The following is a 23,114-nucleotide window of genomic DNA, read 5'->3' on the forward strand; positions in this document are numbered from 1 at the left end:
TCGTGGCTGGCGCGCAGTTCCCCGGGCCCCTGACGGGGCGCGTTCCGCAGGGTCGCGTCACAGTGGTCCAGAACATCGACTCGTAGCTCTGGAGCAGTCGGCCGATGCCGCGCCGAGGGCGAGCCGGGCGACGTACGACGGGTAGGCCTGACAGCCCGGCAGCGGCTCGTACGCCGCGGCCCGTTCCGCGTCCACCCCGCACGCCTCGGCGTACACCCCGAGCGCCCGCGCCGCCACCGCCTCGCCCTCCGCGAGCACGGCGAGGGTGCCGAGCCCGGCCGCGCCGGAGGCGATCAGGGGCAGCAGGGGGTCGGCCTCGGGGCCAAGGGGCGCGGGGAACTGCGCGAGCGACCACGACGCTCCCGCACCCCGAATCGCACGACATCCCCTCGGGGCTACCGAATCGGCATCCCCGACAGCGTCCGGGCGATCACCAGCCGCTGCACCTCACTCGTACCCTCGAAGATGGTGTAGATGGCCGCGTCCCGGTGCATCCGCTCGACCGGGTACTCACGGGTGTACCCGTTGCCGCCCAGGATCTGGATCGCCTGCGCCGTGACCTTCTTCGCCGTCTCGCTCGCGAACAGCTTCGACTGGGACCCCTCGGCCGCCGTGAACTGCTTGCCGTTGATCGCCATCCAGGACGCCCGCCACACCAGCAGCCGCGCCGCGTCGACGGAGGTCCGCATATCCGCGAGCTGGAAGGCGACGCCCTGGTTGTCGATGATGGGCCGGCCGAACTGCTCACGGGTCTTGGCGTAGTCGAGGGCGACCTCGTAGGCGGCGCGGGCGGTGCCCACCGCCATGGCGCCGACGGCCGGGCGGGACGCCTCGAACGTGGCCATCGCGGCGTTCTTCACCCGCTCACCGCCGGCCTTGGCCCGCTCACGGGCCCGCGCCAGACGCTCGTCGAGCTTCTCCTTGCCGCCGAGGAGGCAGGAGCCGGGGACGCGCACGTCCTCCAGGACGACCTCGGCGGTGTGGGAGGCGCGGATGCCGTGCTTCTTGAACTTCTGGCCCTGGGACAGGCCGGGCGTGTTCGGCGGGACGATGAAGGACGCGTGGCCCTTGGAGCCGAGCTCGGGGTCGACCACGGCGACGACGACGTGGACGTTGGCGATGCCGCCGTTGGTCGCCCAGGTCTTGGTGCCGTTGAGGACCCACTCGTCCTTGGCCTCGTCGTAGACCGCGCGGGTGCGCATGGAGGCGACGTCGGAACCGGCGTCGGGCTCGGAGGAGCAGAACGCGGCGACCTTGACGTCGTTCGCGTCGCCGTACATCTGGGGGATCCAGGTGCCAACCTGCTCCTCGGTGCCGTTGGCGAGGACGCCGACGGCGGCGAGGCCGGTGCCGACGATGGACAGCGCGATGCCCGCGTCGCCCCAGAACAGCTCCTCCATGGCCATGGGGATGCCGAGGCCGGTGGGGTCGAAGTACTGCTGGGCGTAGAAGTCGAGGGAGTAGATGCCGACCTTGGCGGCCTCCTGGATCACCGGCCAGGGGGTCTCCTCGCGCTCGTCCCACTCGGCGGCCGCGGGGCGGATCACATCGGCGGCGAATCCGTGGAGCCAGTCGCGGACCTCTCGCTGTTCCTCGTTGAGTTCCATGGTGAACTCGGCCATGACGCGCCTCCAGCACTGCACTAAGATGTTACCTGCGGTAACTGGAGTCTGTTACCGGTCGGTAGGAAAAGTCAACTCCCGGGGCGGGCTCGGTAGCCCGTTCGATCCGGTCGTGTCAATCAGTGTTAGTTTGCGCAGGCGTCACTGTCATCAGTATGTGGGGGAGAGACTCATGGACACCACGCAGCGGACCGACCAGGAGCGGTCCGCCGACCGCCGTCGGCGCGAGCTGCTGGAGGCCGCGGACCGAGTCGTGCTCCGCGACGGCCCCGGAGCGTCGATGAACGCCATCGCCGCCGAGGCCGGCATCACCAAGCCGATCCTCTATCGCCACTTCGGCGACAAGGGCGGACTCTACGCCGCCCTCGCCCAGCGTCACACCGACGCCCTGCTCGACTCCCTGCGGGCCGCGCTGGACGCCCCGGCGGAGCGCCGCGAACGTGTCGAGGCGACGCTCGACACCTATCTGGCCGCCATCGAGGCCCGCCCCCAGGTGTACCGCTTCCTCATGCACCCCGCCGAGGGCGGCCAACCCGGCGACCAGGGCTTCGACGTGGGCAAGCACTCGGCCCCCCTCCTGCGGCGCATGGGCGAGGAACTCGGCACGGTCATCGAGGAGCGCCTCGACCTCGGCCCCGACAGCCGCCTATTGGCACGTGTATGGGGCCACGGCATCGTAGGCATGATGCACGCCGCCGGCGACTGGTGGCTCGGCGAACGCCCCCTCACCAGGGCCGAGTTGGTCCGCAGCCTCGCAGACCTCCTCTGGGGCCGCCTGGCAGCGGCGGGCGACAAGGTCGGCGGCCCGGGCTTCTAGGGTTCCTTTTCGGCGAAGTCGGTCATCAGCGCCCCTGAAAAGGGGCGCGGGGAAGTGCGCGAGAACCCCCACCGAACCCCCACCCGCCGACGAACTCACACCCCCCACGACGCCCGAGCGACCTTCCTCATCACCCGAGAACGCCGCCACCCCGACAACCGGTCCACATAAACCCGGCCCTCAAGGTGATCGCACTCGTGCTGGAGGCACCGCGCGAAGAACCCGCTCCCCCGCACCCGCACCCGGTCCCCGTCCACCGTGAACCCCTCCACCACGGCCTCGTCGTACCGCTCCACCCCCGCCTCCAGCCCCGGCAGCGACAGACACCCCTCGGGCCCCCGCAGCACGATCCCCTCCGTGGCCACCAGCCTCGGGTTCACCACATGGCCGAGATGACGCACCTCGTCGTCGTCCGGACAGTCGTACACGAACACCCGGAGCGCCCGGCCCACCTGGTTCGCGGCGAGCCCCACCCCCCGCGCGTGGTACATCGTCGCGAACATGTCCTCCACAAGCCGCACCAGTTCGGGCCCGAAGTCCGTCACCTCTTCACAGGGCGTCTGCAATACGGGGTCCCCGAGCAGTGTCATGGGGAGAACGCGCCCTCGGGCGCCGGGAATCGAGCCGCTTCGCATGGCCGCAAGGGTACGTTCGGACCCGATATCGCCGGTCCGGACGGGGCGACGGCCCGGTCGAGATTCGGGCGGGTGAGTGGATCTCGATAGGCTTTGGTCCACACGTAGCCGGGACTGGGCGCGGCGCTGTACGCAAGGAGGATCGAGAACTGATGGCAGGCAACTCGGACCCGCTCACGCCGCGGGCCAAGCTGGCCGTGACGGCGGGCAAAGCGGTCGCGGCGGCATCGCGTGCCGCGGGGCGCGGTAGCGGATCTGTGATCGGTGGCCGGGTGGCACTGAAACTCGACCCCGACCTCCTCGCCCGGCTCGCACAGAGCCTGGACGTCGTCCTGGTCTCGGCCACCAACGGCAAGACCACCACGACCCGGCTGATCGCCGAGGCACTCCGCGCCGCGGGCGAGGTCGTCTCGAACGCGCTCGGCGCCAACATGCCCGCGGGCATCACCTCGGCCCTCGCCGGGAACTCGGACGCCAAGTTCGCGGTGATCGAGGTCGACGAGAAGTACCTCGCCGGTGTCGCGCGGGACACCGACCCCAAGTGCATCGCGCTGCTCAACCTCTCCCGCGACCAGCTCGACCGTGCCGCCGAGACCCGCATGATGGCGGAAGCGTGGCGGGAGGGCCTGGCCGGCACCAAGGCCGTCGTCGTGGCCAACTGCGACGACCCGCTGATCGTGTGGGCGGCCTCGTCGTCGCCGAACGTGATCTGGGTCGCGGTCGGCCAGATGTGGAAGGACGACGCCTGGTCCTGCCCGTCCTGCGGCGGTGTGATGCAGCGCCCCGGCGACGACTGGTTCTGCGGCGAGTGCGGTTTCCGCCGCCCGACGCCGAGCTGGGCGCTCTCCGGCGACCACGTCCTGGACCCGCACGGTTCGGCCTGGCCGATCCATCTGCAGCTGCCGGGCCGCGCCAACAAGGCCAACGCCGCCTCGTCGGCCGCCACCGCCGCCGTCTTCGGGGTGCCGCCCCAGGTCGCCCTGGAACGCATGTACCAGGTCCAGGCGGTCGCCGGACGGTACGACGTGGTCCAGTTCATGCAGCGCGACCTGCGGCTGCTGCTCGCCAAGAACCCGGCGGGCTGGCTGGAGACGTTCTCCCTGATCGACCCGCCGCCTTCGCCGGTGATCCTCTCGGTGAACGCGCGCGGCGCCGACGGCACCGACACCTCCTGGCTGTGGGACGTGGACTACACCCGGCTCACCGGCCACCCGATCTTCGTGCTCGGCGACCGCAAGCTGGACCTCGCGGTGCGCCTGGAAGTCGCGAACCAGCACTTCCAGGTCTGCGACACCCTCGACCAGGCGGTGCAGATGTGCCCGCCGGGCCGGATCGAGGTCATCGCGAACTACACCGCGTTCCAGGACCTGCGCCGCCGCGTGGGCAACTGAGCATCCGACCACATACGACTCTGAGGGGCACTGACTTCATGAGTGACAACAGCCTGCGGATCGTCTGGGTCTACCCGGACCTGCTCAGCACCTACGGCGACCAGGGCAACGTCCTCGTCGTCGAGCGCCGGGCGCGCCAGCGCGGCCTGGACGTGGCCCGGCTGGACGTGCGCAGCGACCAGCCGATCCCGACCTCCGGCGACATCTATCTGATCGGCGGCGGCGAGGACCGGCCGCAGCGGCTGGCGGCCGAGCGGCTGCGCCGCGACCGCCACCTGTACCAGGCGGTGAACAACGGCGCGATCGTCTTCGCGGTCTGCGCCGGCTACCAGATCCTCGGCCACGAGTTCGTCAACGACCTCGGCCAGCGCGAGCCCGGCCTCGGTCTGCTCGACGTGACGACGACCCGGGGCGAGGGCGAGCGGTGCGTCGGCGACGTCCTCGCGGACATCGACCCGCGCCTCGGGCTGCCGCAGCTGACCGGGTTCGAGAACCACCAGGGCGTCACCCACCTCGGACCCACCGCCCGCCCGCTCGCGAACGTGCGGCTCGGCAAGGGCAACGGCACGGGGGACGGCACGGAGGGCGCGTACAACGACACCGTGTTCGGCACGTACATGCACGGGCCGGTGCTGGCACGGAACCCGCAGATCGCGGACCTGCTGCTGAAGCTGGCGCTGGACGTGAACGCGCTGCCGCCGACCGACGACCGCTGGTTCGAGGCGCTGCGCGACGAGCGGATCTCGGCGGCCCAGCAGCCCGCGTAACACGTCCGGCGGAGGGCCGGGGCCTTGAGAAACGGTTCACCAGCGCGTGAGCGAAAGGCCCATCCGTGGCGCCTCTCGCTCACCTGTGAAAGCCCGTCTGACCAGGGCTCCGCTCACCTGTGCGGGGCCGTCCAGCAGGCGGACGCCCGCTACGGCCCCGCCCCCTGCCGCCGGTAGGGTGGCGGGGATTCCAGCCGGACAACGTGGTCCGGTCCCCGGCCCACGTCGAGAAGGTATTCGGGCTATGCGCATTGGTGTCCTCACGTCCGGCGGCGACTGTCCTGGACTGAACGCCGTCATCCGGTCCGTCGTGCACCGCGCCGTCGTCGACCACGGCGACGAGGTCATCGGCTTCCGGGACGGCTGGAAAGGTCTCCTGGACTGCGACTACCTCAAGCTCGACCTGGACGCCGTGGCGGGCATCCTGGCCCGCGGCGGCACGATCCTCGGCTCCTCCCGCGTCCAGCCCTCGCACCTGCGGGACGGGGTGGCACGGGCGAAGGAACACGTCGCGGAGCTCGGGCTCGACGCGATCATCCCCATCGGCGGCGAGGGCACGCTGAAGGCGGCCCGGCTGATGTCGGACAGCGGACTGCCGGTCGTGGGCGTGCCGAAGACCATCGACAACGACATCGCGGTCACCGACGTCACCTTCGGCTTCGACACGGCCGTGGGGGTCGCGACGGAGGCGCTGGACCGGCTGAAGACCACCGCCGAGTCCCACCAGCGCGTGCTGGTCGTGGAGGTCATGGGCCGCCACACCGGCTGGATCGCGCTCCACTCCGGCATGGCGGCCGGCGCGCACGCCATCGTCGTACCGGAACGGCCCTTCGACATCGACGAGCTGACCACGAAGGTCGCCGAGCGGTTCTCGGCGGGCAAGCGGTTCGCGATCGTCGTCGCCGCGGAGGGCGCCAAGCCGAAGGCCGGGTCGATGGATTTCGACGAGGGCGGCAAGGACATCTACGGGCACGAGCGGTTCGCGGGGATCGCGCGGCAGCTGTCGGTCGAGCTGGAGCAGCGCCTCGGGAAGGAGGCGCGGCCGGTGATCCTCGGGCATGTGCAGCGCGGCGGTACGCCGACCGCGTACGACCGGGTGCTGGCGACCCGGTTCGGGTGGCACGCGGTGGAGGCCGTGCACCGGGGTGAGTTCGGGCACATGACCGCGCTGCGGGGGACCGACATCGTGATGGTGCCGCTGGCGGAGGCGGTCGAGACGCTGAAGACGGTGCCGTCGGAGCGGTACGCCGAGGCGGAGTGCGTGCTTTAGGGCGCCGGTGACAGCTCGGTCCAGCAGGTGGTTCGCGGGCTGCGGGCCGTTCGTGGTGGATCGCGCCCACGCGGCGGAGCCGCATGTCGAAACAGCCCCGCGCCCCTTCAGGGCTTGCCCCCGGTCGCTGAGGCGGCCGGGGGCGGTTCTAGTCTGGGGGCGGACGTACAGCGCTCAACCCCCACGAAACAGGAGCCGGCGGATGGACCACAGCGGGCACGGCATGGGGCTTCTGCCCTTCACCCTCGGGCGGGGGCTCGCGTGGTCGGCCGACCCCTTCTTCCTCGTCGCCTGTCTGGCCGGGCTCGCGCTCTACGGCTGGGGTGTGGTGCGCCTCGTGCGGCGGGGGGACAAGTGGCCGGTGGGACGGACCGTCGCGTTCGTCGTCGGTGTGCTGCTCGTGATGCTGGTGACGTGCACCGGGCTGAACGACTACGGCATGGTGATGTTCAGCGTGCACATGGTGCAGCACATGGTGATCAGCATGCTGGCGCCGATCGTGCTGCTGCTGGGGGCGCCGATGACCCTGGCGCTGCGGGCGCTGCCGGTGGCGGGGAAGGGGCGCAAGGGGCCGCGCGAGCTGCTGCTGATGTTCCTGCACAGCTGGTACATGAAGATCGTCACGCATCCGGCGTTCACGATCCCGATGTTCATCGCGAGCCTCTACGGCCTGTACTTCACACCGCTGTTCGACTTCCTGATGGGGTCGACGCCGGGGCACATCGTGATGATGACGCACTTCCTGCTGGTCGGGCTCTTCTTCTTCTGGCCGATCATGGGCGTGGACCCCGGCCCGCACCGCCCCGGCTATCTGATGCGGATGCTGGAGCTGTTCGCGGGCATGCCGTTCCACGCCTTCTTCGGCATCGCGCTGATGATGGCGTCCGCCCCGATGGTCAAGACGTACGAGAACCCGCCCGCCTCCCTCGGCATCGACGCGCTCGCCGACCAGAACGCGGCCGGTGGCATCGCCTGGGCCTTCAGCGAGATCCCCTCCGTGCTCGTCCTGTTGGCGCTGCTCTTCCAGTGGTACAACTCCGAGCAGCGGCAGGCCCGGCGCACGGACCGCGCGGCCGACCGGGACGGCGACAAGGAGCTGGAGGCGTACAACGCCTACCTCGCCTCCCTCAATGCTCGTAGTCGCTGAGCCTCATTTCTTTTCCTTCCTCTTCTGTCCTCATTCTTTTCTTTGGCCACAGGACAGTGCCCCTTTTCTTTTCTCTTGACGGAAAGGCTTTGCCCTTCAGTAGCATGATGCGTGAGCCCCGCATACGCGTCGCGGGGTGACGGGGGAAACCGCCGGGGGGAGCGGTCATGACAATTCGCGCGCGCTTGCGAACATGTTTTCTATTGGTGGGTCTACTGGTCCTCACCGGTTGTGGCGAGTCGACCCCGTCACTGCTCGCGGTGACGGCGGTGGCCGCGGGGGTACCGTCCCTCGCCCCCTTCTTCGACGAGGGCGAACGGCTCGGCCGGGACCAGCCCGACCTGCGGTCCTCACAACCGCACAGCGGGCTCCAGCAGGGCAGCACCCCCGGCCTGTACGGGGGCACACGGAAACCGAAGATCTGCGACGTGGGCAAGCTGGAGGATTTCCTCACGGCCCCCGAGAACAAGAAAAAGGCTCAGGAATGGGCCCGGATCGTCGGCGTCGATGTCGACCGCATCCCGGATTATCTCGGCGACCTCACACCTGTTCTGCTGCGCCACGACACCCTCGTGAAGAACCACGACTACAAGAAGGGCCGTGGCGTCCCCTTCGACGCGCTGCTGGAAGCCGGTATCGCGGTATTGGTGGACGACCAGGGGCTGCCCGCCGTGAAGTGCAGCTGCGGAAATCCGCTGCGCTCGTTCACCGCGGACCCGGACCGCATCGACGTGACGTTCAGCGGCGACAACAAGGAGTGGGAGAGCTACGACGAGGCCGCGGTGATCGTCGTCAAGCCCGCGCCCGAGCAGCTGAAGGAGATCAAGCTCGTCGACGTCGAGGACCCGGACCGGGGCATCAGCCGGGAGGTCGGCACCACGGGTGGGTCCGACACGACGTTCGACGCGCGTGCGCGGCGGGCCGTGCCGAAGGTACGGGGGATGACCTTCGGTGAGGCGAGCGCGGCCATGGCGGAGAAGGGCCTGGCGGTGACGGTCACCGGGGACGAGATGCCGCCGGGTGACGCACCGGTGACCGGGTCGAGCCCCGGGCCGGGCACCGAGCTGGAGTTCGGCGCCGCGGTGGCCCTGGACGTGGAGTGGCCGGGCAAGGCGTCCGACAGCGGCACCGACGGTACGGACGGCACCGACACCTCCGGGTCCGGGTCGGGCTCGGACGGCGGGTCGGGGCCGGCCGGCGGCTCCACGGGGACGGATCCGGGGCCGACGGAGCCCACGGACCCGGGCGGATCGTCGACGGACGGGTCGGACTCGGGCGGGTCCGACCCGGGCGGGTCGCCGTCAGGTGGGTCGGGCTCGGATGGGCCCTCGTCAGGTGGATCGGACTCGAGCGGGTCGGACTCGGGCGGGTCGGACTCGAGTGGGTCCTCGTCCGGCGGGTCGCCGTCCGAGAGCAGTTCCGTGCCGACGGACCCGGGTACGACGCCCTCGGACGGTGACTCCTCCCCGACGGACGGTGTGCCGTCTCCCACAGAGTCCACCGCGCCGCAGCCCACGGGAGGTACGTCCCTCACGCCCTCGCCCTCCCAGTCCTCCGAGCGCCCCTCGGATCCCACCCCCACGTCCGCTCCCACTTCCCCCGTTCCCTCGACGCCGCCCAGCCCCACCAGGTCGACCGTGCCACCGACCGCCCCCGATCCCGATCCGACCGGTGATCCGCCGTCGGACGACCCGGGAGATCCCTGGGATCCGAGTGATGAGGGGACTCCGGGCGACCCCGTCGAGGAACCGGCCCAGCTCATGTGGATCTGAACCCTGGGAGTGACCGATGCAGTCAGGAGCACCGCATTCGGGGGGCGGCCGGGTCATCGCCGACCGCTACCTCCTGCTGAACCAGCTGGGCAGCGGCGGCATGGGCCATGTCTGGCTGGCGCACGACCGGCAGCTGGACTGCGAGGTGGCGCTCAAGGAGATCGTGTTCCGGCATCCGGGCGAGGCCGAGCAGGACCGCGCCGCCCGCGTGGCCCGCGCCCGCGCGGAGGCCCGGCACGCCGCCGGTCTGCGCGCCCACCCGAACGTGGTCACCGTGCACGACGTCCTGGAGCACGACGCGCTGCCGTGGATCGTCATGGAGTACGTGCCGGGCGCCCTCGATCTGAAGGCGCTGGTGGACCGGCGAGGCCCCCTCGCACCCGCCGAGTGCGCCCGGATCGGGCTCGCGGTGCTGGACGCGCTGACCGCCGGGCACGAACGCGGCATCATGCACCGGGACGTCAAGCCGGCCAACATCCTGCTCGCCCCGGACCACGCCGGATCGCCGTACGCCCGTGTGCTCCTCACCGACTACGGCATCTCCGTCCAGCCCGACACCCAGGAGACCCGGTACACCCGGACCCATGTGCTGGTCGGCACCGCCGGGTATCTGGCACCCGAGCGGGCGCAGGGCGGGCCGCCGACCGCCGCGTCCGACCTGTTCTCGCTGGGCTGCACGCTCTACCACGCCGTCGAGGGGTACGGGCCCTTCGACCGTGACGCGGAGATCGCGGCCCTCACCGCCGTGGTCCTGGAGGAACCGCGGCCCATGCTGCGGGCCGGCGCGTTGGAGCCGGTGCTGGCCGCCATGCTCACCAAGGATCCCGTGCGCCGGATCACCGCCGCCGAGACCGAGGCGGCGCTCTCCGCGATCGTCATGCCCCAGGCCCACCCGCGCACCGCGCCCGACCTCGGCTCGCAACCGCAGTGGGCGAGCGAGCCCACGCACACGGCGGAGCCGGAACACCCCCTCGTCCCGCCCGTCGCGCACGAGACACCGTGGTACGTGCCGTCGGGCGGAGACAGGGGACGCGGTGGACAAGGCGGACACGCTGGACTCAGTGGCCACGGCGGGCCGGGAGGAGGCGAAGCGCGGGGACCTGGGGACGGCTGGTCGCCGGCGGAGCACCGGGCGGTCGGCGCCGGTGGAGACGGCTTCGCCCCTCCCCCGCGGCCCACCGGGGGCGGCTCGGCAGCCGGCTCCGGCGGACATCGCCGCCGGCATCGCAGCCGGGCCCTTCTCGCGGGCATGGCCACCACCCTCGGTCTCGCCCTGGTCGTCGGCGGAACCTGGTACGCCGTGGGCACCATGAAGGAGCTGACGGACGGTCTCGGCGGCGGCACCGGGAGCACGGCCCTGCCCTACGGCGGCACCGTGGGCCTGACCGAGCCGCTGAAGGACGGCGACTGCGTCGACGTCACCTGGACCGACGCTCCGTTCACGGACGCCGCCCGGCTGCGGATCGTGCCCGGGTGTGCGGGACCCGCGATGGACGGGCAGGTGATGGCCTCCTACGAGGTGTCGTCCGCCGAGGACGCCCGCGCGGGCGGAGCCGCCCAGTGCGAGCAGCTCACCCTGGAGGCCCGGGAGAGGCTCGTGGACGTCCGCGCCCATGCCGTGCTGCCGACCGACGACGGGTTCGACGCCGCCGGCCACCGGGTCGCCTGTCTGCTGCTGGGTGAGCGCAGGCCGGTGTACGGGCCGATCGGGGAGAACCGGGCGGTGGGTGAGACGGTGATCGACGATGTCGCCACCCTGCAGAAGCAGGACTGCCTCGACCGGATCTCCAGCAACAAGGTGCGGCTGGTCTCCTGTCAGGACCGCCATGACGAGAAGGTGCTCGGGTTCCATGAGATGAGCTCCGACACCACCTTCGGGAAAGCGCAGAAGCGGGCGCGCACCGCCTGCGAGACGAACCTGCCGCCGCAGCAGTACGGCTATGAGCCCGACCGGACCGGTTCCAATTTCTGGGTCAGCGAGGACGGCTGGAAAAAGGGGGCACATTTCGTCGTCTGCACTGTCATTTCCGCCAGTGGGGGCACCATGGAGGGAGAAGAAGCCTGAGGACCTGAGGAAGGGTGTTGCGATGCCCGGTTCGACGAAGGCCATGGGGGTGCTCACCGTCGGTGGGCTGGTCATGGTGACTGCCTACTCGGTGGCCCTCGGCAGCAACGGCTGGCTGTGGTTCGGCTGGGTCGTTCTGGGCCTGCTGACGCTGGGCATGGTGGCGTCGCGCACCTGAGACCACCGAGGGCTCACCCCCAGCGGCTCACCGAGGGTGATCCTCAGGTCCGGGGTATTCCCCCGTCCGGGTGTACGCCCGGCTGGTATTTCGGCAGCCGGGCGGTGATCTTCATGCCCGCGCCCACCGCGGTCTCGATGACCAGGCCGTGGTCGTCGCCGTACACCTGGCGGAGCCGCTCGTCGACGTTGCTGAGGCCGATGCCGCCCGAGGGGCTGGTCTCGCCGGCGAGGATGCGGCGGAGCACGTCGGGTTCCATGCCGACGCCGTCGTCCTCGATGACGACGAGGGCCTCGGCGCCGGCGTCCTGCGCGGTGATGCTGATGTGGCTCTTGCCCGCGGCGCTCACGGACCGGCCTTCGAGGCCGTGCTTCACCGCGTTCTCCACGAGGGGCTGGAGGCAGAGGAAGGGCAGGGTGACCGGCAGGACCTCGGGGGCTATCTGGAGCGTGACCGAGAGCCGGTCGCCGAAGCGGGCCCGGACCAGCGCCAGGTAGTGGTCGATGGCGTGGAGTTCGTCGGCGAGGGTGGTGAAGTCGCCGTGTCTGCGGAACGAGTAGCGGGTGAAGTCGGCGAACTCCAGGAGCAGTTCGCGGGCGCGCTCGGGGTCGGTGCGGACGAACGAGGCGATCACCGCGAGCGAGTTGAAGATGAAGTGCGGGGAGATCTGGGCGCGCAGGGCCTTGATCTCGGCCTCGATCAGGCGGGTGCGGGACTGGTCGAGATCGGCCAGTTCCAGCTGGACGGAGACCCAGCGGGCGACCTCCCCCGCCGCCCGGACGAGGACGGCGGACTCGCGGGGCGCGCAGGCGACGAGCGCCCCGTGGACCCGGTCGTCGACGGTGAGGGGGGCGACCACCGCCCAGCGCACCGGGCAGTCGAGGATGTCGCAGGTCAGCCGGAAGGCCTCGCCCCGGCCGGTCTCCAGCGGGCCCGCCAGGCGTCCCATGATCTCGGCGCGGTGGTGCTCGGCGACGCCCTCCCAGGCGAGGACCGACTCGTGGTCGGTGAGGCAGAGCGCGTCCGTGCCGAGCAGGGTGCGCAGCCGCTTGGCCGATCTGCGGGCCGTCTCCTCGGTGAGGCCGGCGCGCAGCGGGGGCGCGGCGAGGGTGGCGGTGTGCAGGGTCTGGAAGGTGGCGTGCTCGACGGGCGTGCCGAGCCCGCCGAGGCTGTTGCGCGGGTGTGCCGTACGGCGGCCGAGCCAGAAGCCGGCCGCCAGCAGCGGGAGCACAGCCACGCAGAACCCGGCCAGGAAGCCGGTCACTTCACCGCTCATCGCTCACCTCCTGCATGTGGTACACCGCTCACCGCGCGTGGGTTCCCATCTCCGTTCCTCGGCCGGCATCGGGTCCGGCCGGTTCGGGCGGTCCGGCCGCCGTCCCCGACTCGTTTCCCCCTGCCCCGCTTCCCTGTCACCGCCGCCACAGTTCGATCTCCTTGGTCGCCGCGCGGGTCCGGCCGCCGACGAGTTCCTCCGGGAGGTGGAAGCGGGCCAGGATCGCCGGTGTCTCGGGCGGGACCTTGCCGGGGGTGGCCAGGGACACCAGCACCATCGTGAGGAAGCCGAGCGGTACGGACCAGAGGGCGGGCCAGGCCAGCAGGGCGTGCAGGGTGCCGGTGCCGGGGTATCCGGCCATGGTCGCGGCGACCGCGAGGAGGGCCGCTCCGCCTCCGACGAGCATGCCCGCGGCCGCGCCCGGCGGGGTGAGGCGCCGCCACCAGATGCCGAGGACGAGCAGCGGGCAGAACGAGGAGGCCGAGACCGCGAAGGCGAGGCCGACGGCGTCGGCGACGGGCAGCCCGCCGACCAGGACGCTCGCGGCGAGCGGCACGGCCATGGCGAGGACCGTGCCGAGCCGGAAGTGCCGTACGCCCCGGGCGGGCAGCACGTCCTGGGTGAGCACGCCGGCGACCGCCATGGTCAGCCCGGAGGCGGTGGACAGGAACGCGGCGAAGGCGCCGCCCGCGACCAGCGCGCCGAGCAGGTCGCCGCCGAGGCCGCCGATCATGCGGTCCGGGAGCAGGAGGACGGCCGCGTCGGCGTCGCCGGTGAGGGTGAGGTCGGGGGCGTAGATCCGGCCGAGTGCCCCGTAGATCGGGGGCAGGAGGTAGAAGACGCCGATCATGCCGAGGACCACGACCGTGGTGCGGCGGGCGGCGACGCCGTCCGGGCTTGTGTAGAAGCGGACGACGACGTGGGGCAGGCCCATGGTGCCGAGGAACGTGGCGAGGATCAGCCCGTAGGTGGCGTACAGGGGCCGTTCCTCGCGGCCGGAGGCGAGCGAGGTGGACATGCCGCCGTTGGTGCCCCGGTCGGCGACGGGGACGCTGTCGCCCTCGGTGAAGGTCAGGCGGGTGCCCCGGTCGATGCGGTGGGTGCCGGTGGGCAGGTCCACGCGCCGGTCGTCGTGGCGGCGGCCGTCGATCGTGCCGGTGGCGGTGACGGTGAGGGGGCTGGCGAGTCGCAGGTCGAGGGTCTCGTCGACGCGGACGACGCGCTGTTCGCGGAAGGTCGCGGGCTCGTCGAAGGCGTGGCGCGCGGCGCCGTCGCCCTGCCAGGCGAGCACGAGGAAGAGGGCGGGGACGAGGAGGGCGGTGAGCTTGAGCCAGTACTGGAAGGCCTGGACGAAGGTGATGCTGCGCATGCCGCCGGCGGCGACCGTCGCGGAGACGACGACGGCGACGATGACGCCGCCGAGCCATTCGGGGGCGTCGGTGAGCACGCTCAACGTCAGTCCGGCGCCCTGGAGTTGGGGCAGCAGGTAGAGCCAGCCGACGCCCACGACGAAGGCCCCCGCGAGCCGTCGTACGGTCTTGGAGGCGAGCCGGGCCTCGGCGAAGTCGGGCAGCGTGTACGCGCCGGAGCGGCGCAGCGGGGCGGCGACGAAGAGCAGCAGGACGAGGTATCCGGCGGTGTAGCCGACCGGGTACCAGAGCATGTCGGGGCCCTGCACGAGGACGAGGCCGGCGATGCCGAGGAAGGAGGCGGCGGAGAGGTACTCGCCGCTGATGGCGGCCGCGTTGAGGCGGGGGCCGACGGTGCGGGAGGCGACGTAGAAGTCGGAGGTGGTGCGGGAGATGCGCAGGCCGAAGGCGCCGACGAAGACGGTCGCCACGACGACGAGGGCGACCGCGGGGACGGCGTAGTTGTCGTTCATGCCTCAGCGGTCCTCGACGAGGCGGACGAGGTCCTGTTCGTTGCGCTCGGCGCGGCGCACGTGCCAGTACGCGAGGAGGACCAGCGGCGGGTAGACGCCGAAGCCGAGGAGGCCCCACTCCAGGCCGGCGCCGTCCGGCATCGCGGCGAACACCAGCGGCAGCGGCCCGACCAGCAGGACCAGGACCGTGAACACGCCGAGGGCGGCGCGGAGTTGGCTGCGCATGAGGGAGCTGACGTAGGTGTGGCCGAGGGTGGTCTGTTCGTCGATCTCGGTGCGGGGGCGCTGATGGCCGGAGGGGCGGGGGGTGCGGCGGGGCACGCCGGTGACGACGACGCGGCGTTCGGTGGGGTCGTTCGGCACGGCCGCTCCTCAGCCCGTGGTCCGGCGCATCAGCAGATCGCGCAGTTCGCGCGCGTGGCGGCGGCTGACCTGGAGTTCCACGGCGCCGACGAGGACGCTGACCGTGCCCGCGTCGAGGCGGAGTTCGCCGACGTGCCGCAGGGCGACGAGATGGCGGCGGTGGATGCGGACGAAGCCGCGGGCGCGCCAGCGCTCCTCCAGGGTCGACAGGGGGATGCGGACGAGGTGGCTGCCCTGCGGGGTGTGCAGTCGGGCGTAGTCGCCCTGGGCCTCGACGTGGGTGATGTCGTCGACGGCGACGAAGCGGGTCACCCCGCCGAGTTCGACGGGTATCTGGTCGGGGTCGGGTTCGTGGACGGGGATCGGCGGGGCCGGGGCCGTGGTCGCCTCGCGGAGCTGGGCGGCCCGGCGGATCGCCTCGGCGAGGCGTTCCCGGCGTACGGGTTTGAGGACGTAGTCGACGGCCTTGAGGTCGAAGGCCTGGACGGCGAAGCCCTCGTGCGCGGTGACGAAGACGACCAGCGGGGGCCGGGCGAAGCCGGTGAGGAGGCGGGCGAGGTCGAGGCCGTCGAGTCCGGCCATCTGGATGTCGAGGAAGACGACGTCGATCGCCTCGGGCCCGTCGGGGCCGGACTCCAGGGCGCGGTTGATCCGGCGCAGTGCCTCGGTGGCGTCGTTCGCGCCCTCGGCGCTGCCGATCCGTGGATCCGCGTTCAGCAGGTACAGCAGCTCCTCCAGGGAGGGTTTCTCGTCATCGACGGCGAGCGCGCGCAGCATGAAGGTGGAGTGTAGGAGTAATTCGTACTCATGCACACGGGCGCGCGGCGGAGGCCTTGGCGTTGGGGGTCGCGGACGCCTCCCGCTGGCTACAGTGCCCTCATGAACAGCAAGTCCGCGGCGTTCGACGAGCTCGATCGCAAGATCATCACGGCGTTGATGGCGAACGCGAGGACCAGCTTCGCCGAGATCGGTTCCGACATCGGTCTTTCGGCCACCGCGGTCAAGCGGCGGGTGGACCGGCTGCGCGAGAGCGGGGTCATCACGGGGTTCACGGCCACGGTGCAGCCGGCGGCGCTCGGCTGGCGCACGGAGGCGTACGTGGAGGTGTACTGCGAGGGCGCGGCGCCGCCCCGGCGGCTCGCGGAGGTGGTCCGCAACCATCCGGAGATCACGGCGGCGATGACCGTGACCGGTGGTGCGGACGCGCTGCTGCATGTGCGGGCGGTCGACGTGGAGCATTTCGAGGAGGTGCTGGAGCGGATCCGCACCGAGCCGTTCATCCGCAAGACGATCAGCTACATGGTGCTGTCGCACCTGCTGCCGGAGGCTCCGGAGGCCGCGGCGACCCAGGACGCAGCGAACGTGCGTTGAGCTGGTTCAACACGCAGCATTACTGCGCGAACACGCAACGTTCGTTCCTTGTCGTGCGCCTGGCCCGATTCCTACCGTGGTGTCATCCCCGTCGACACCCGTCAGGAAGCGGAGAAACCCTCTGTGCCCGACAGCCGTGTGCCGCGCCTTCGGCGCTTTCTCGTCTGCGAACCCAGACACTTCGCCGTGCAGTACTCGATCAATCCCTGGATGCATCCGGACACCCCCGTGGACGTCGACCTCGCCCAGGACCAGTGGCAGGAGCTGATCCGCGCCTACCGGGAGCACGGTCACACCGTGGACGCCGTGGAGCCGGTGGCGGCGCTGCCGGACATGGTGTTCGCGGCCAACTGCGCGCTCGTCCTCGGCGGCCGTGTCCTCGGCTCGCTGTTCCACGCGCCCGAGCGGCGCCCCGAGTCCACCGCCTACGACGCCTGGTTCGAAAGCGCCGGGTACGAGGTGGTCCGCTCCGAGTCGGTGTGCGAGGGAGAGGGCGATCTGGTGCCGGCCGGGCGCCATCTCCTCGCCGGGACCGGCTTCCGCACCACCCGTGAGGCGCATCGCCAGGCGCAGGAGTTCTTCGGCGTCCCCGTGATCAGCCTCCAGCTGGTGGACTCGCGTTTCTACCATCTGGACACGGCGCTGTTCGTCCTGGACGACGGCACCGACGGCTCCCCGGGCAACATCGCGTACTACCCGGAGGCGTTCTCCCCCGGCAGCCGCGCGGTCCTCGCCCGCCTCTATCCGGACGCGGTGATCGCCACCCGCGACGACGCCATGGCCTTCGGCCTGAACTCGGTGTCCGACGGCCGCCATGTCTTCATCTCGCCGCGTGCCAAGGAACTCGCCGACCAGCTCGCCCGGCAGGGCTACGTTCCCGTCCCCGTCGACCTGTCGGAGTTCCAGAAGGCCGGCGGCGGCATCAAGTGCGTCACTCAGGAGATCCGCTCATGACCGCTCCCGTCCGCGCACGTTCGTCGGCCGACCTCATCCGTGCCGAGGAGCCCGTCCTCGCGCACAACTACCACCCGCTGCCCGTGGTCGTCGCCCGTGCCGAGGGCACCTGGGTCGAGGACGTCGAGGGCCGCCGCTATCTCGACATGCTGGCCGGCTACTCCGCGCTCAACTTCGGCCACCGCCACCCGGCGCTGATCGAGGCCGCGCACCGCCAGCTCGACACCCTCACCCTGACCTCGCGGGCCTTCCACCACGACCGGCTCGCCGAGTTCGCCGCGTCGCTGGCCGAGCTGACCGGCCTGGACATGGTGCTGCCGATGAACACGGGCGCCGAGGCGGTGGAGAGCGCCATCAAGGTGGCCCGCAAGTGGGCGTACGAGGTGAAGGGCGTCCCCGCCGACCGGGCGACCATCGTGGTGGCCGCGGACAACTTCCACGGCCGGACCACGACGATCGTCAGCTTCTCCACGGACCCGGTGGCCCGGGACGGCTTCGGCCCGTTCACGCCCGGCTTCCGGGTGGTCCCGTACAACGACCTCGCGGCGCTGGAGGCGGCGGTCGACGAGACGACGGCCGCGGTGCTGATCGAGCCCATCCAGGGCGAGGCGGGTGTGCTGATCCCGGACGACGGTTATCTGCGCGGGGTCCGGGAGCTGACCCGCCGCACGGGCTGTCTGTTCGTCGCTGACGAGATCCAGTCGGGCCTCGGCCGCACCGGAAGGACGCTCGCCGTCGAGCACGAGGACGTCCTGCCCGACGCCGTCCTGCTCGGCAAGGCGCTCGGCGGGGGCATCGTGCCGGTGTCGGCGGTGGTGGCCCGTCGTGAGGTGCTGTCGGTCCTGCGGCCCGGCGAGCACGGCTCGACGTTCGGCGGCAACCCGCTCGCCGCGGCGGTCGGATCGGCGGTGGTCGAACTGCTGCGCACCGGGGAGTTCCAGCTCCGGGCCGCCGAACTGGGCGGGGTGCTGCGGGAGGGGCTCACCGAACTGGTCGGCCGGGGCGTGGTCGGCTTCCGGGCGCGCGGACTGTGGGCGGGTGTCGACGTCGACCCCGCGATCGGCACCGGCCGCGAGATCAGTCACCGGCTCATGGAGCGGGGCATCCTGGTCAAGGACACCCATGGCTCGACCATCCGGCTGGCGCCGCCCCTGACGATCACGGGGACGGAACTCCGGTCGGCGCTGGGCACGTTGGGGGAGGTACTGGGCGAGACCTCCTGAGGCGGCGGATCGGCCCCGAGCGCGGACCCCGGTACGACCGGCCGCGCGCTCGGGGCCTTTCCCGTGTCCGGTCACGGGGTCACCGGTCGGCGGTGCTGCGGGGGCGGAGCAGCAGCAGGGCGATGTCGTCGGTGTGCCGGCCCGTGCCGTGGGTGTGGTGGACGAGGTCGTCCACGAGCTGGTGCAGCGGGAGGTCGCCCGATTCGCCGAGATGCTGCGCGAGGTCGGCGATGGTCCGGCCGATGTCGGCGCCGGGGGCCTCCACCAGGCCGTCGGTGTAGAGGGCGAGAAGCGCCTTCGAGGTCAGGGACAGCGTGGTGGGCGGGTAGGAGGGGGTTCCGACGCCGATGCCGAGCGGGGGGCCGGGGCGCATACCGACGGGGTGGGTCCGGCCGTCGGGCCGGCGCAGCAGCGGTGGGGGGTGCCCGGCGCTGGCGAGGGTGACCTGGTGCCGGGCGAGGTCGAGGTGGGCGTAGAGGCAGGAGACGAAGCGTCCGGCGTTCAGGTCGGCGAGGTCGCGGTCGGTGTGGGTGAGGACCTGCTCGGGCCTGGCGCCGGCCGTGGCGTGGGCGTGGACGGCCATGCGTACCTGTCCCATGAGGGCGGCGGCCGCCATGTCGTGGCCCTGCACGTCTCCGATGACCGCGGCGGCGGTGGTGTCGGTGAGGCGGATGAGGTCGTAGAAGTCGCCGCCGATGTCCATGCCGTGGCTCGCGGGCAGGTAGCGGGCGGCGACGTCCAGGCCGTCCACGGTGGGCAGGGCGTGCGGCAGCAGCGTCTGCTGCAGGGCGTGGGCGAGGTTGTGTTTGGCGTCGTAGAGGCGGGCGCGGTCCAGGGCCTGGGCGATGAGCCCGGCGAGGGGCGTGAGGACGGAGCGCTCGGCGGCGGAGAAGGGATGGGGGTCGTTGTAGGCGAGCAGGAGGCAGCCGATGGGGTGCCCGGAGCTGAGCAGCGGCAGGAAGGCCCACGCGTGCTTGTCGGTGATCTGCGGGGCTCTCGGGTAGAGGCGGGCGAGTTCACCGCGGTCGGCGAAGAACGAGGCGGCACCGGTGGTGAGGGCGCGCCCGGCGGGGGTCAGATCGGCGTCCGTGGGCAGGCCGTCGAACTGCTCGATGAGGGCGGGGTCGTAGCCCCGGTAGCCGATGATCTGGATGCGTCCGGCCTGCGCGGTGGACATGATCATGCCGTGGGCGCCGAAGGCGGGCAGGATCCGGTCGGCGACCAGGTCGACGACGTCCTGCACGCCGACGGTCTCCGTCAGGGCCGCCGCCAGCGCCATCAGCAGGTGGATGCGGCTGTGGGACGGGGTGCCGGTGAAGGCCGACCGCCCGCCGAGGGGGCGGGAGGACGGGTCGGGGGCGATGAGGACGCTGGTGCCGCTGTCGTCCGTCTGGAGGCGGAGGTCGAGCCATTGGTTCGGGGGCCGCAGGACGGTCAGGGCGACGGGTTCGCGGCTGCTCATGGCGGTGCGGTACGCGTCCATGTACGCGATGTTGTCGAGCCAGGTCAGCGACTGCCAGGGGCGTGTGCCCAGCAGCTGCTCGGCCGGTCTGGCCAGCAGGCCGACGGCCGCGGCGTTCACATAGGTGATGCGCCCGCTCAGATCGAGGGCGAGCGTGCCGAGGGGCAGCCGTTCCACCAGCCGGGCCGCCTCGGACCCGGACTGCGGTACGGGCTCCACGCGGTCGGGGCGGACGAAACGGGGCCGGTCCGGGATGGGCGGGGGCAGGGGGGCCGCGTCCAGCACGCGCGCGATACGGCGGGCGCCGGCCGTGAGGTACCCGCGCTCCCGGCGGCTGAGCACCGGTGACCGGCCCGGGGACCACATCAGCAGCAGCGCGCCCCGGCAGTGCCGGACCCCGGTGAGCGGTACGACCGCGAAAGCGAGCTGGTAGGGGATGCTCGCCGCGACGCGCGGATAGCACCGGGCCAGCTCCTCCAGGGAACTCACCCAGACGAGCCGCTCGTTGCGTATGGCGTCCTGGGTCGGGCCGTGGACGGTGTACGGGGCCCGCCACCACGGGGCGAAGGCGTCGACCGGGACGCCGCACAGGGCGATCAGTCCCAGCACGGCCTCGGCCGGGTCCAGGACGTAGACGCCCGCGGACCTGGCGCCCGTACGGCGCACCACCGCCGCCAGGGCCTCACCGAGCGGATCGTCCACGCCCGGCTCCTCCCCGGACCCGTTCATCCGGCGCCACGCCCTACGCGCATATGCCGACGCTAAGCCCGCCCACGGGAGACGGCATGTCGATCAGCGCGGTCCCGATCACCCCCGCACCGGGCGTTCCCGCTGTTCGGTTTACTCCTGCCTCCTCCCGGTGACATGGCACGTCGGGCTACGATCAATCGTCGACACGCAGGACGAGGCCCACCAGCGCTCATGCGCCTGACGCCGCGTCAGCGAGGTCAGCGAGGAGTCCTCGTGAGTCCGAACACCTCCACAGAGCCGATCCGGTAGCGCGAGGGAGACGCCGTGTTCTACTACCTGCTCAAGTACGTGCTTCTGGGCCCTCTGCTGAGACTGGTCTTCCGGCCTCGCATCGAGGGCCTCGAACACGTGCCGTCGTCGGGCGCGGCCATCGTCGCGGGCAATCACCTGTCCTTCTCGGACCACTTCCTGATGCCCGCGATCCTCAAGCGCCGCATCACCTTCCTGGCGAAGGCCGAGTACTTCACCGGTCCGGGCCTCAAGGGCCGGCTGACGGCGTTCTTCTTCCGCAGCGCCGGGCAGATCCCGGTCGACCGTTCCGGCAAGGACGCGGGCCAGGCCGCCATCCGCGAGGGCCTCGGCGTGCTGAGCAAGGACGAGCTCCTCGGCATCTACCCGGAGGGCACCCGCTCGCACGACGGCCGCCTCTACAAGGGCAAGGTCGGCGTCGCCGTCATGGCGCTCAAGGCCGGCGTGCCCGTCGTCCCGTGCGCCATGATCGGTACCTTCGAGGCGCAGCCCCCGGGCAAGGTCATCCCGAACATCCACCCCGTCGTGATCCGCTTCGGCAAGCCCCTCGACTTCTCCCGCTACGAGGGCATGGAGAACGAGAAGGCCGTGCTGCGCGCCATCACCGACGAGATCATGTACGCGATCCTCACCCTCTCCGAGCAGGAGTACGTCGACCAGTACGCGGCCGTCGTGAAGGCGGAGGAGGCCGCCGCGGCGAAGGAGCGCAAGTTCCCGCGCCTGCCGCTGAGTTGAGCGGGCCCCGGCTGCCGCCGAGTCGAACGGGCCCCGGCGGACCCCAGCTCGGTCGCGGGGCGGTCGCGGCGCGGCCCGGTGTTCTGCCCGTGGCAGAGCGGCCCGGCGCTCGGCGCTCGGGCGTCGTACGGTCAGGGCCATGACACGACGAGCTGTGGTGGTCGGAGCGACGGGACAGATCGGCCGGCCGGCCGTGGGCGCGCTGGCGCGCGACGGATGGGCGGTGACGGCCGTCTCGCGGGGCGGCGGCCGGGACGATGGCTGGCCTGAGGAGGTACGGACCGTCTCCGCCGACCGGAGCGACGACGCGGCGCTCGCGGCCGCGGTCGGTGACGGCTGCGACGTGCTGGTGGACATGGTCGCCTACGGTCCCGAACACGCCCGGCAGTTACTGTCGCTGGCCGACCGGGTGGGCTCGGCGGTCGTCGTCTCCGGCATCTCGGTCTACGAGGACGACAAGGGCCGCAACTTCGACACCCAGGCGGAGCCGGGCGGTTTCCCCGAGTACCCGCTGCCCCTGCCCGAGAGCCAGCGCACGATCCGGCCGGGCGACACCTCGTACAGCACCCGCAAGGCGGGCCTGGAACGTGAACTCCTCGCCGGGGGCGACCGGTTGCCCACGACGTTGCTGCGCGCGGGCGCCATCCACGGACCGCACTGCCGTACCCCGCGCGAGCTGTACTTCGTGAAGCGCAACCTGGACGGCAGAGAGCGCCGGATCCTCGCGCACGACGGTGCGAGCCGCTTCCATCCGGCGAGCGTCCACAACATCGCCGAACTGATCCGGCTGGCCGCCGCCCGGCCCGGTTCGCGGGCGCTGAACGCGGTCGACCCCGACGCACCCACCGTCATGGAGATCGCCGCCGCCATCGACGCGGTGATGGGCGTACGAACGGAGAACGTGCTCGTCGACGGCCCCGCCCCGTCGCCCACGGTGGGCCACACCCCGTGGTCCGTGCCGGTGCCCGTGGTGTGCGACATGTCCGCGGCCGAGCGGGAGTTGGGCTACCGGCCGGTGGCCCGGTACGCGGACTCGCTGCCGGAGACGGTCGCCTGGATCGAGGCCCGCCTCGCTGGCGGACGGGACTGGCGGGAGGCCTACCCCAGGATGGCCGAGGTCTACGGCGACCTCTTCGACTACGCGGCGGAGGACGCCTGGCTGGCGGGGCGGCCGGCGTGAGCGCA

General features: G+C 71.6%; 21 protein-coding genes. 13 read left to right on the top strand and 8 right to left on the bottom strand.

What is annotated here, in order from left to right; all coding sequences use genetic code 11:
* Positions 1 to 57: 57 nt before the first annotated feature.
* Positions 58 to 258 (bottom strand): hypothetical protein, encoded by a 201-nt coding sequence (locus ACZ52C_RS27450; protein ID WP_469077265.1) that lies wholly within the window; start codon positions 256 to 258, stop codon positions 58 to 60.
* A 137-nt stretch (positions 259 to 395) separates the two neighbouring features.
* On the bottom strand, positions 396 to 1,622 hold the full coding sequence (locus ACZ52C_RS27455; protein WP_316730502.1) for an acyl-CoA dehydrogenase family protein: 1,227 nt from the start codon (positions 1,620 to 1,622) through the stop codon (positions 396 to 398).
* A gap of 172 nt (positions 1,623 to 1,794) precedes the next feature.
* Between ACZ52C_RS27455 and ACZ52C_RS27460 the strand changes: the two genes are divergently transcribed.
* The gene (locus ACZ52C_RS27460; RefSeq protein WP_467333977.1) at positions 1,795 to 2,439 is read left to right on the top strand and encodes a TetR/AcrR family transcriptional regulator; all 645 of its coding nucleotides are present in this window, start codon (positions 1,795 to 1,797) and stop codon (positions 2,437 to 2,439) included.
* 95 nt (positions 2,440 to 2,534) lie between these two features.
* Here ACZ52C_RS27460 and def read toward each other — a convergent pair whose 3' ends face one another.
* Positions 2,535 to 3,074 (bottom strand): peptide deformylase, encoded by a 540-nt coding sequence (def, locus tag ACZ52C_RS27465; protein ID WP_469077266.1) that lies wholly within the window; start codon positions 3,072 to 3,074, stop codon positions 2,535 to 2,537.
* Between the two features lie 152 nt (positions 3,075 to 3,226).
* Between def and ACZ52C_RS27470 the strand changes: the two genes are divergently transcribed.
* From ACZ52C_RS27470 to ACZ52C_RS27500, 7 genes are all read left to right on the top strand, one after another.
* Positions 3,227 to 4,465 (top strand): Mur ligase family protein, encoded by a 1,239-nt coding sequence (locus ACZ52C_RS27470; RefSeq protein WP_045562346.1) that lies wholly within the window; start codon positions 3,227 to 3,229, stop codon positions 4,463 to 4,465.
* Positions 4,466 to 4,503: 38 nt separating this feature from the next.
* Positions 4,504 to 5,232 carry a type 1 glutamine amidotransferase gene (locus ACZ52C_RS27475; RefSeq protein ID WP_469077267.1) on the top strand — a complete coding sequence of 243 codons (729 nt, stop codon included), beginning with the start codon at positions 4,504 to 4,506 and terminating at the stop codon, positions 5,230 to 5,232.
* 244 nt (positions 5,233 to 5,476) lie between these two features.
* Positions 5,477 to 6,502 carry a 6-phosphofructokinase gene (locus tag ACZ52C_RS27480; RefSeq protein ID WP_469077268.1) on the top strand — a complete coding sequence of 342 codons (1,026 nt, stop codon included), beginning with the start codon at positions 5,477 to 5,479 and terminating at the stop codon, positions 6,500 to 6,502.
* Between the two features lie 202 nt (positions 6,503 to 6,704).
* A complete protein-coding gene (locus ACZ52C_RS27485; RefSeq protein ID WP_469077269.1) occupies positions 6,705 to 7,649 on the top strand; it encodes a cytochrome c oxidase assembly protein in 945 nt (314 codons plus the stop codon).
* 206 nt (positions 7,650 to 7,855) lie between these two features.
* Positions 7,856 to 9,421, top strand: coding sequence for a DUF6777 domain-containing protein (locus ACZ52C_RS27490; RefSeq protein ID WP_469077270.1), 1,566 nt, complete (start codon positions 7,856 to 7,858; stop codon positions 9,419 to 9,421).
* A 16-nt stretch (positions 9,422 to 9,437) separates the two neighbouring features.
* Positions 9,438 to 11,486 carry a serine/threonine-protein kinase gene (locus ACZ52C_RS27495; RefSeq protein ID WP_469077271.1) on the top strand — a complete coding sequence of 683 codons (2,049 nt, stop codon included), beginning with the start codon at positions 9,438 to 9,440 and terminating at the stop codon, positions 11,484 to 11,486.
* A 22-nt stretch (positions 11,487 to 11,508) separates the two neighbouring features.
* Positions 11,509 to 11,664 carry a hypothetical protein gene (locus ACZ52C_RS27500; protein ID WP_033529045.1) on the top strand — a complete coding sequence of 52 codons (156 nt, stop codon included), beginning with the start codon at positions 11,509 to 11,511 and terminating at the stop codon, positions 11,662 to 11,664.
* A 43-nt stretch (positions 11,665 to 11,707) separates the two neighbouring features.
* On the opposite strand, the gene ACZ52C_RS27505 is transcribed toward ACZ52C_RS27500, so the two are convergent.
* From ACZ52C_RS27505 to ACZ52C_RS27520, 4 genes are all read right to left on the bottom strand, one after another.
* Positions 11,708 to 12,928 (bottom strand): sensor histidine kinase, encoded by a 1,221-nt coding sequence (locus ACZ52C_RS27505; RefSeq protein WP_469077414.1) that lies wholly within the window; start codon positions 12,926 to 12,928, stop codon positions 11,708 to 11,710.
* Between the two features lie 148 nt (positions 12,929 to 13,076).
* Complete coding sequence (locus ACZ52C_RS27510; protein ID WP_469077272.1) at positions 13,077 to 14,822, bottom strand: sodium/solute symporter; 1,746 nt, start codon at positions 14,820 to 14,822, stop codon at positions 13,077 to 13,079.
* 3 nt (positions 14,823 to 14,825) lie between these two features.
* A complete protein-coding gene (locus ACZ52C_RS27515; protein ID WP_469077273.1) occupies positions 14,826 to 15,185 on the bottom strand; it encodes a hypothetical protein in 360 nt (119 codons plus the stop codon).
* Between the two features lie 9 nt (positions 15,186 to 15,194).
* Positions 15,195 to 15,962, bottom strand: a complete 768-nt coding sequence (locus ACZ52C_RS27520) for a LytR/AlgR family response regulator transcription factor (protein WP_469077274.1) — start codon at positions 15,960 to 15,962, stop codon at positions 15,195 to 15,197.
* A gap of 102 nt (positions 15,963 to 16,064) precedes the next feature.
* Between ACZ52C_RS27520 and ACZ52C_RS27525 the strand changes: the two genes are divergently transcribed.
* The 3 genes from ACZ52C_RS27525 (at position 16,065) to rocD (ending at position 18,733) form a co-directional block, all read left to right on the top strand.
* On the top strand, positions 16,065 to 16,556 hold the full coding sequence (locus ACZ52C_RS27525; RefSeq protein ID WP_469077275.1) for an Lrp/AsnC family transcriptional regulator: 492 nt from the start codon (positions 16,065 to 16,067) through the stop codon (positions 16,554 to 16,556).
* Between the two features lie 123 nt (positions 16,557 to 16,679).
* Entirely contained in the window at positions 16,680 to 17,510 is an 831-nt protein-coding gene (gene ddaH, locus ACZ52C_RS27530) for a dimethylargininase (RefSeq protein WP_469077276.1), read from the top strand.
* Positions 17,507 to 18,733, top strand: coding sequence for an ornithine--oxo-acid transaminase (rocD, locus tag ACZ52C_RS27535; protein WP_469077277.1), 1,227 nt, complete (start codon positions 17,507 to 17,509; stop codon positions 18,731 to 18,733). The genes ddaH and rocD overlap by 4 nt, the downstream gene beginning before the upstream one ends.
* Before the next feature lie 79 nt (positions 18,734 to 18,812).
* On the opposite strand, the gene ACZ52C_RS27540 is transcribed toward rocD, so the two are convergent.
* Positions 18,813 to 20,924 (bottom strand): SpoIIE family protein phosphatase, encoded by a 2,112-nt coding sequence (locus ACZ52C_RS27540; RefSeq protein ID WP_469077278.1) that lies wholly within the window; start codon positions 20,922 to 20,924, stop codon positions 18,813 to 18,815.
* A gap of 285 nt (positions 20,925 to 21,209) precedes the next feature.
* Between ACZ52C_RS27540 and ACZ52C_RS27545 the strand changes: the two genes are divergently transcribed.
* A complete protein-coding gene (locus ACZ52C_RS27545) occupies positions 21,210 to 21,929 on the top strand; it encodes a lysophospholipid acyltransferase family protein (protein ID WP_469077279.1) in 720 nt (239 codons plus the stop codon).
* Between the two features lie 154 nt (positions 21,930 to 22,083).
* Complete coding sequence (locus ACZ52C_RS27550) at positions 22,084 to 23,109, top strand: NAD-dependent epimerase/dehydratase family protein (RefSeq protein ID WP_469077415.1); 1,026 nt, start codon at positions 22,084 to 22,086, stop codon at positions 23,107 to 23,109.
* Positions 23,110 to 23,114 lie beyond the last annotated feature (5 nt).

This window comes from Streptomyces sp. NPDC034049, assembly GCF_055575575.1.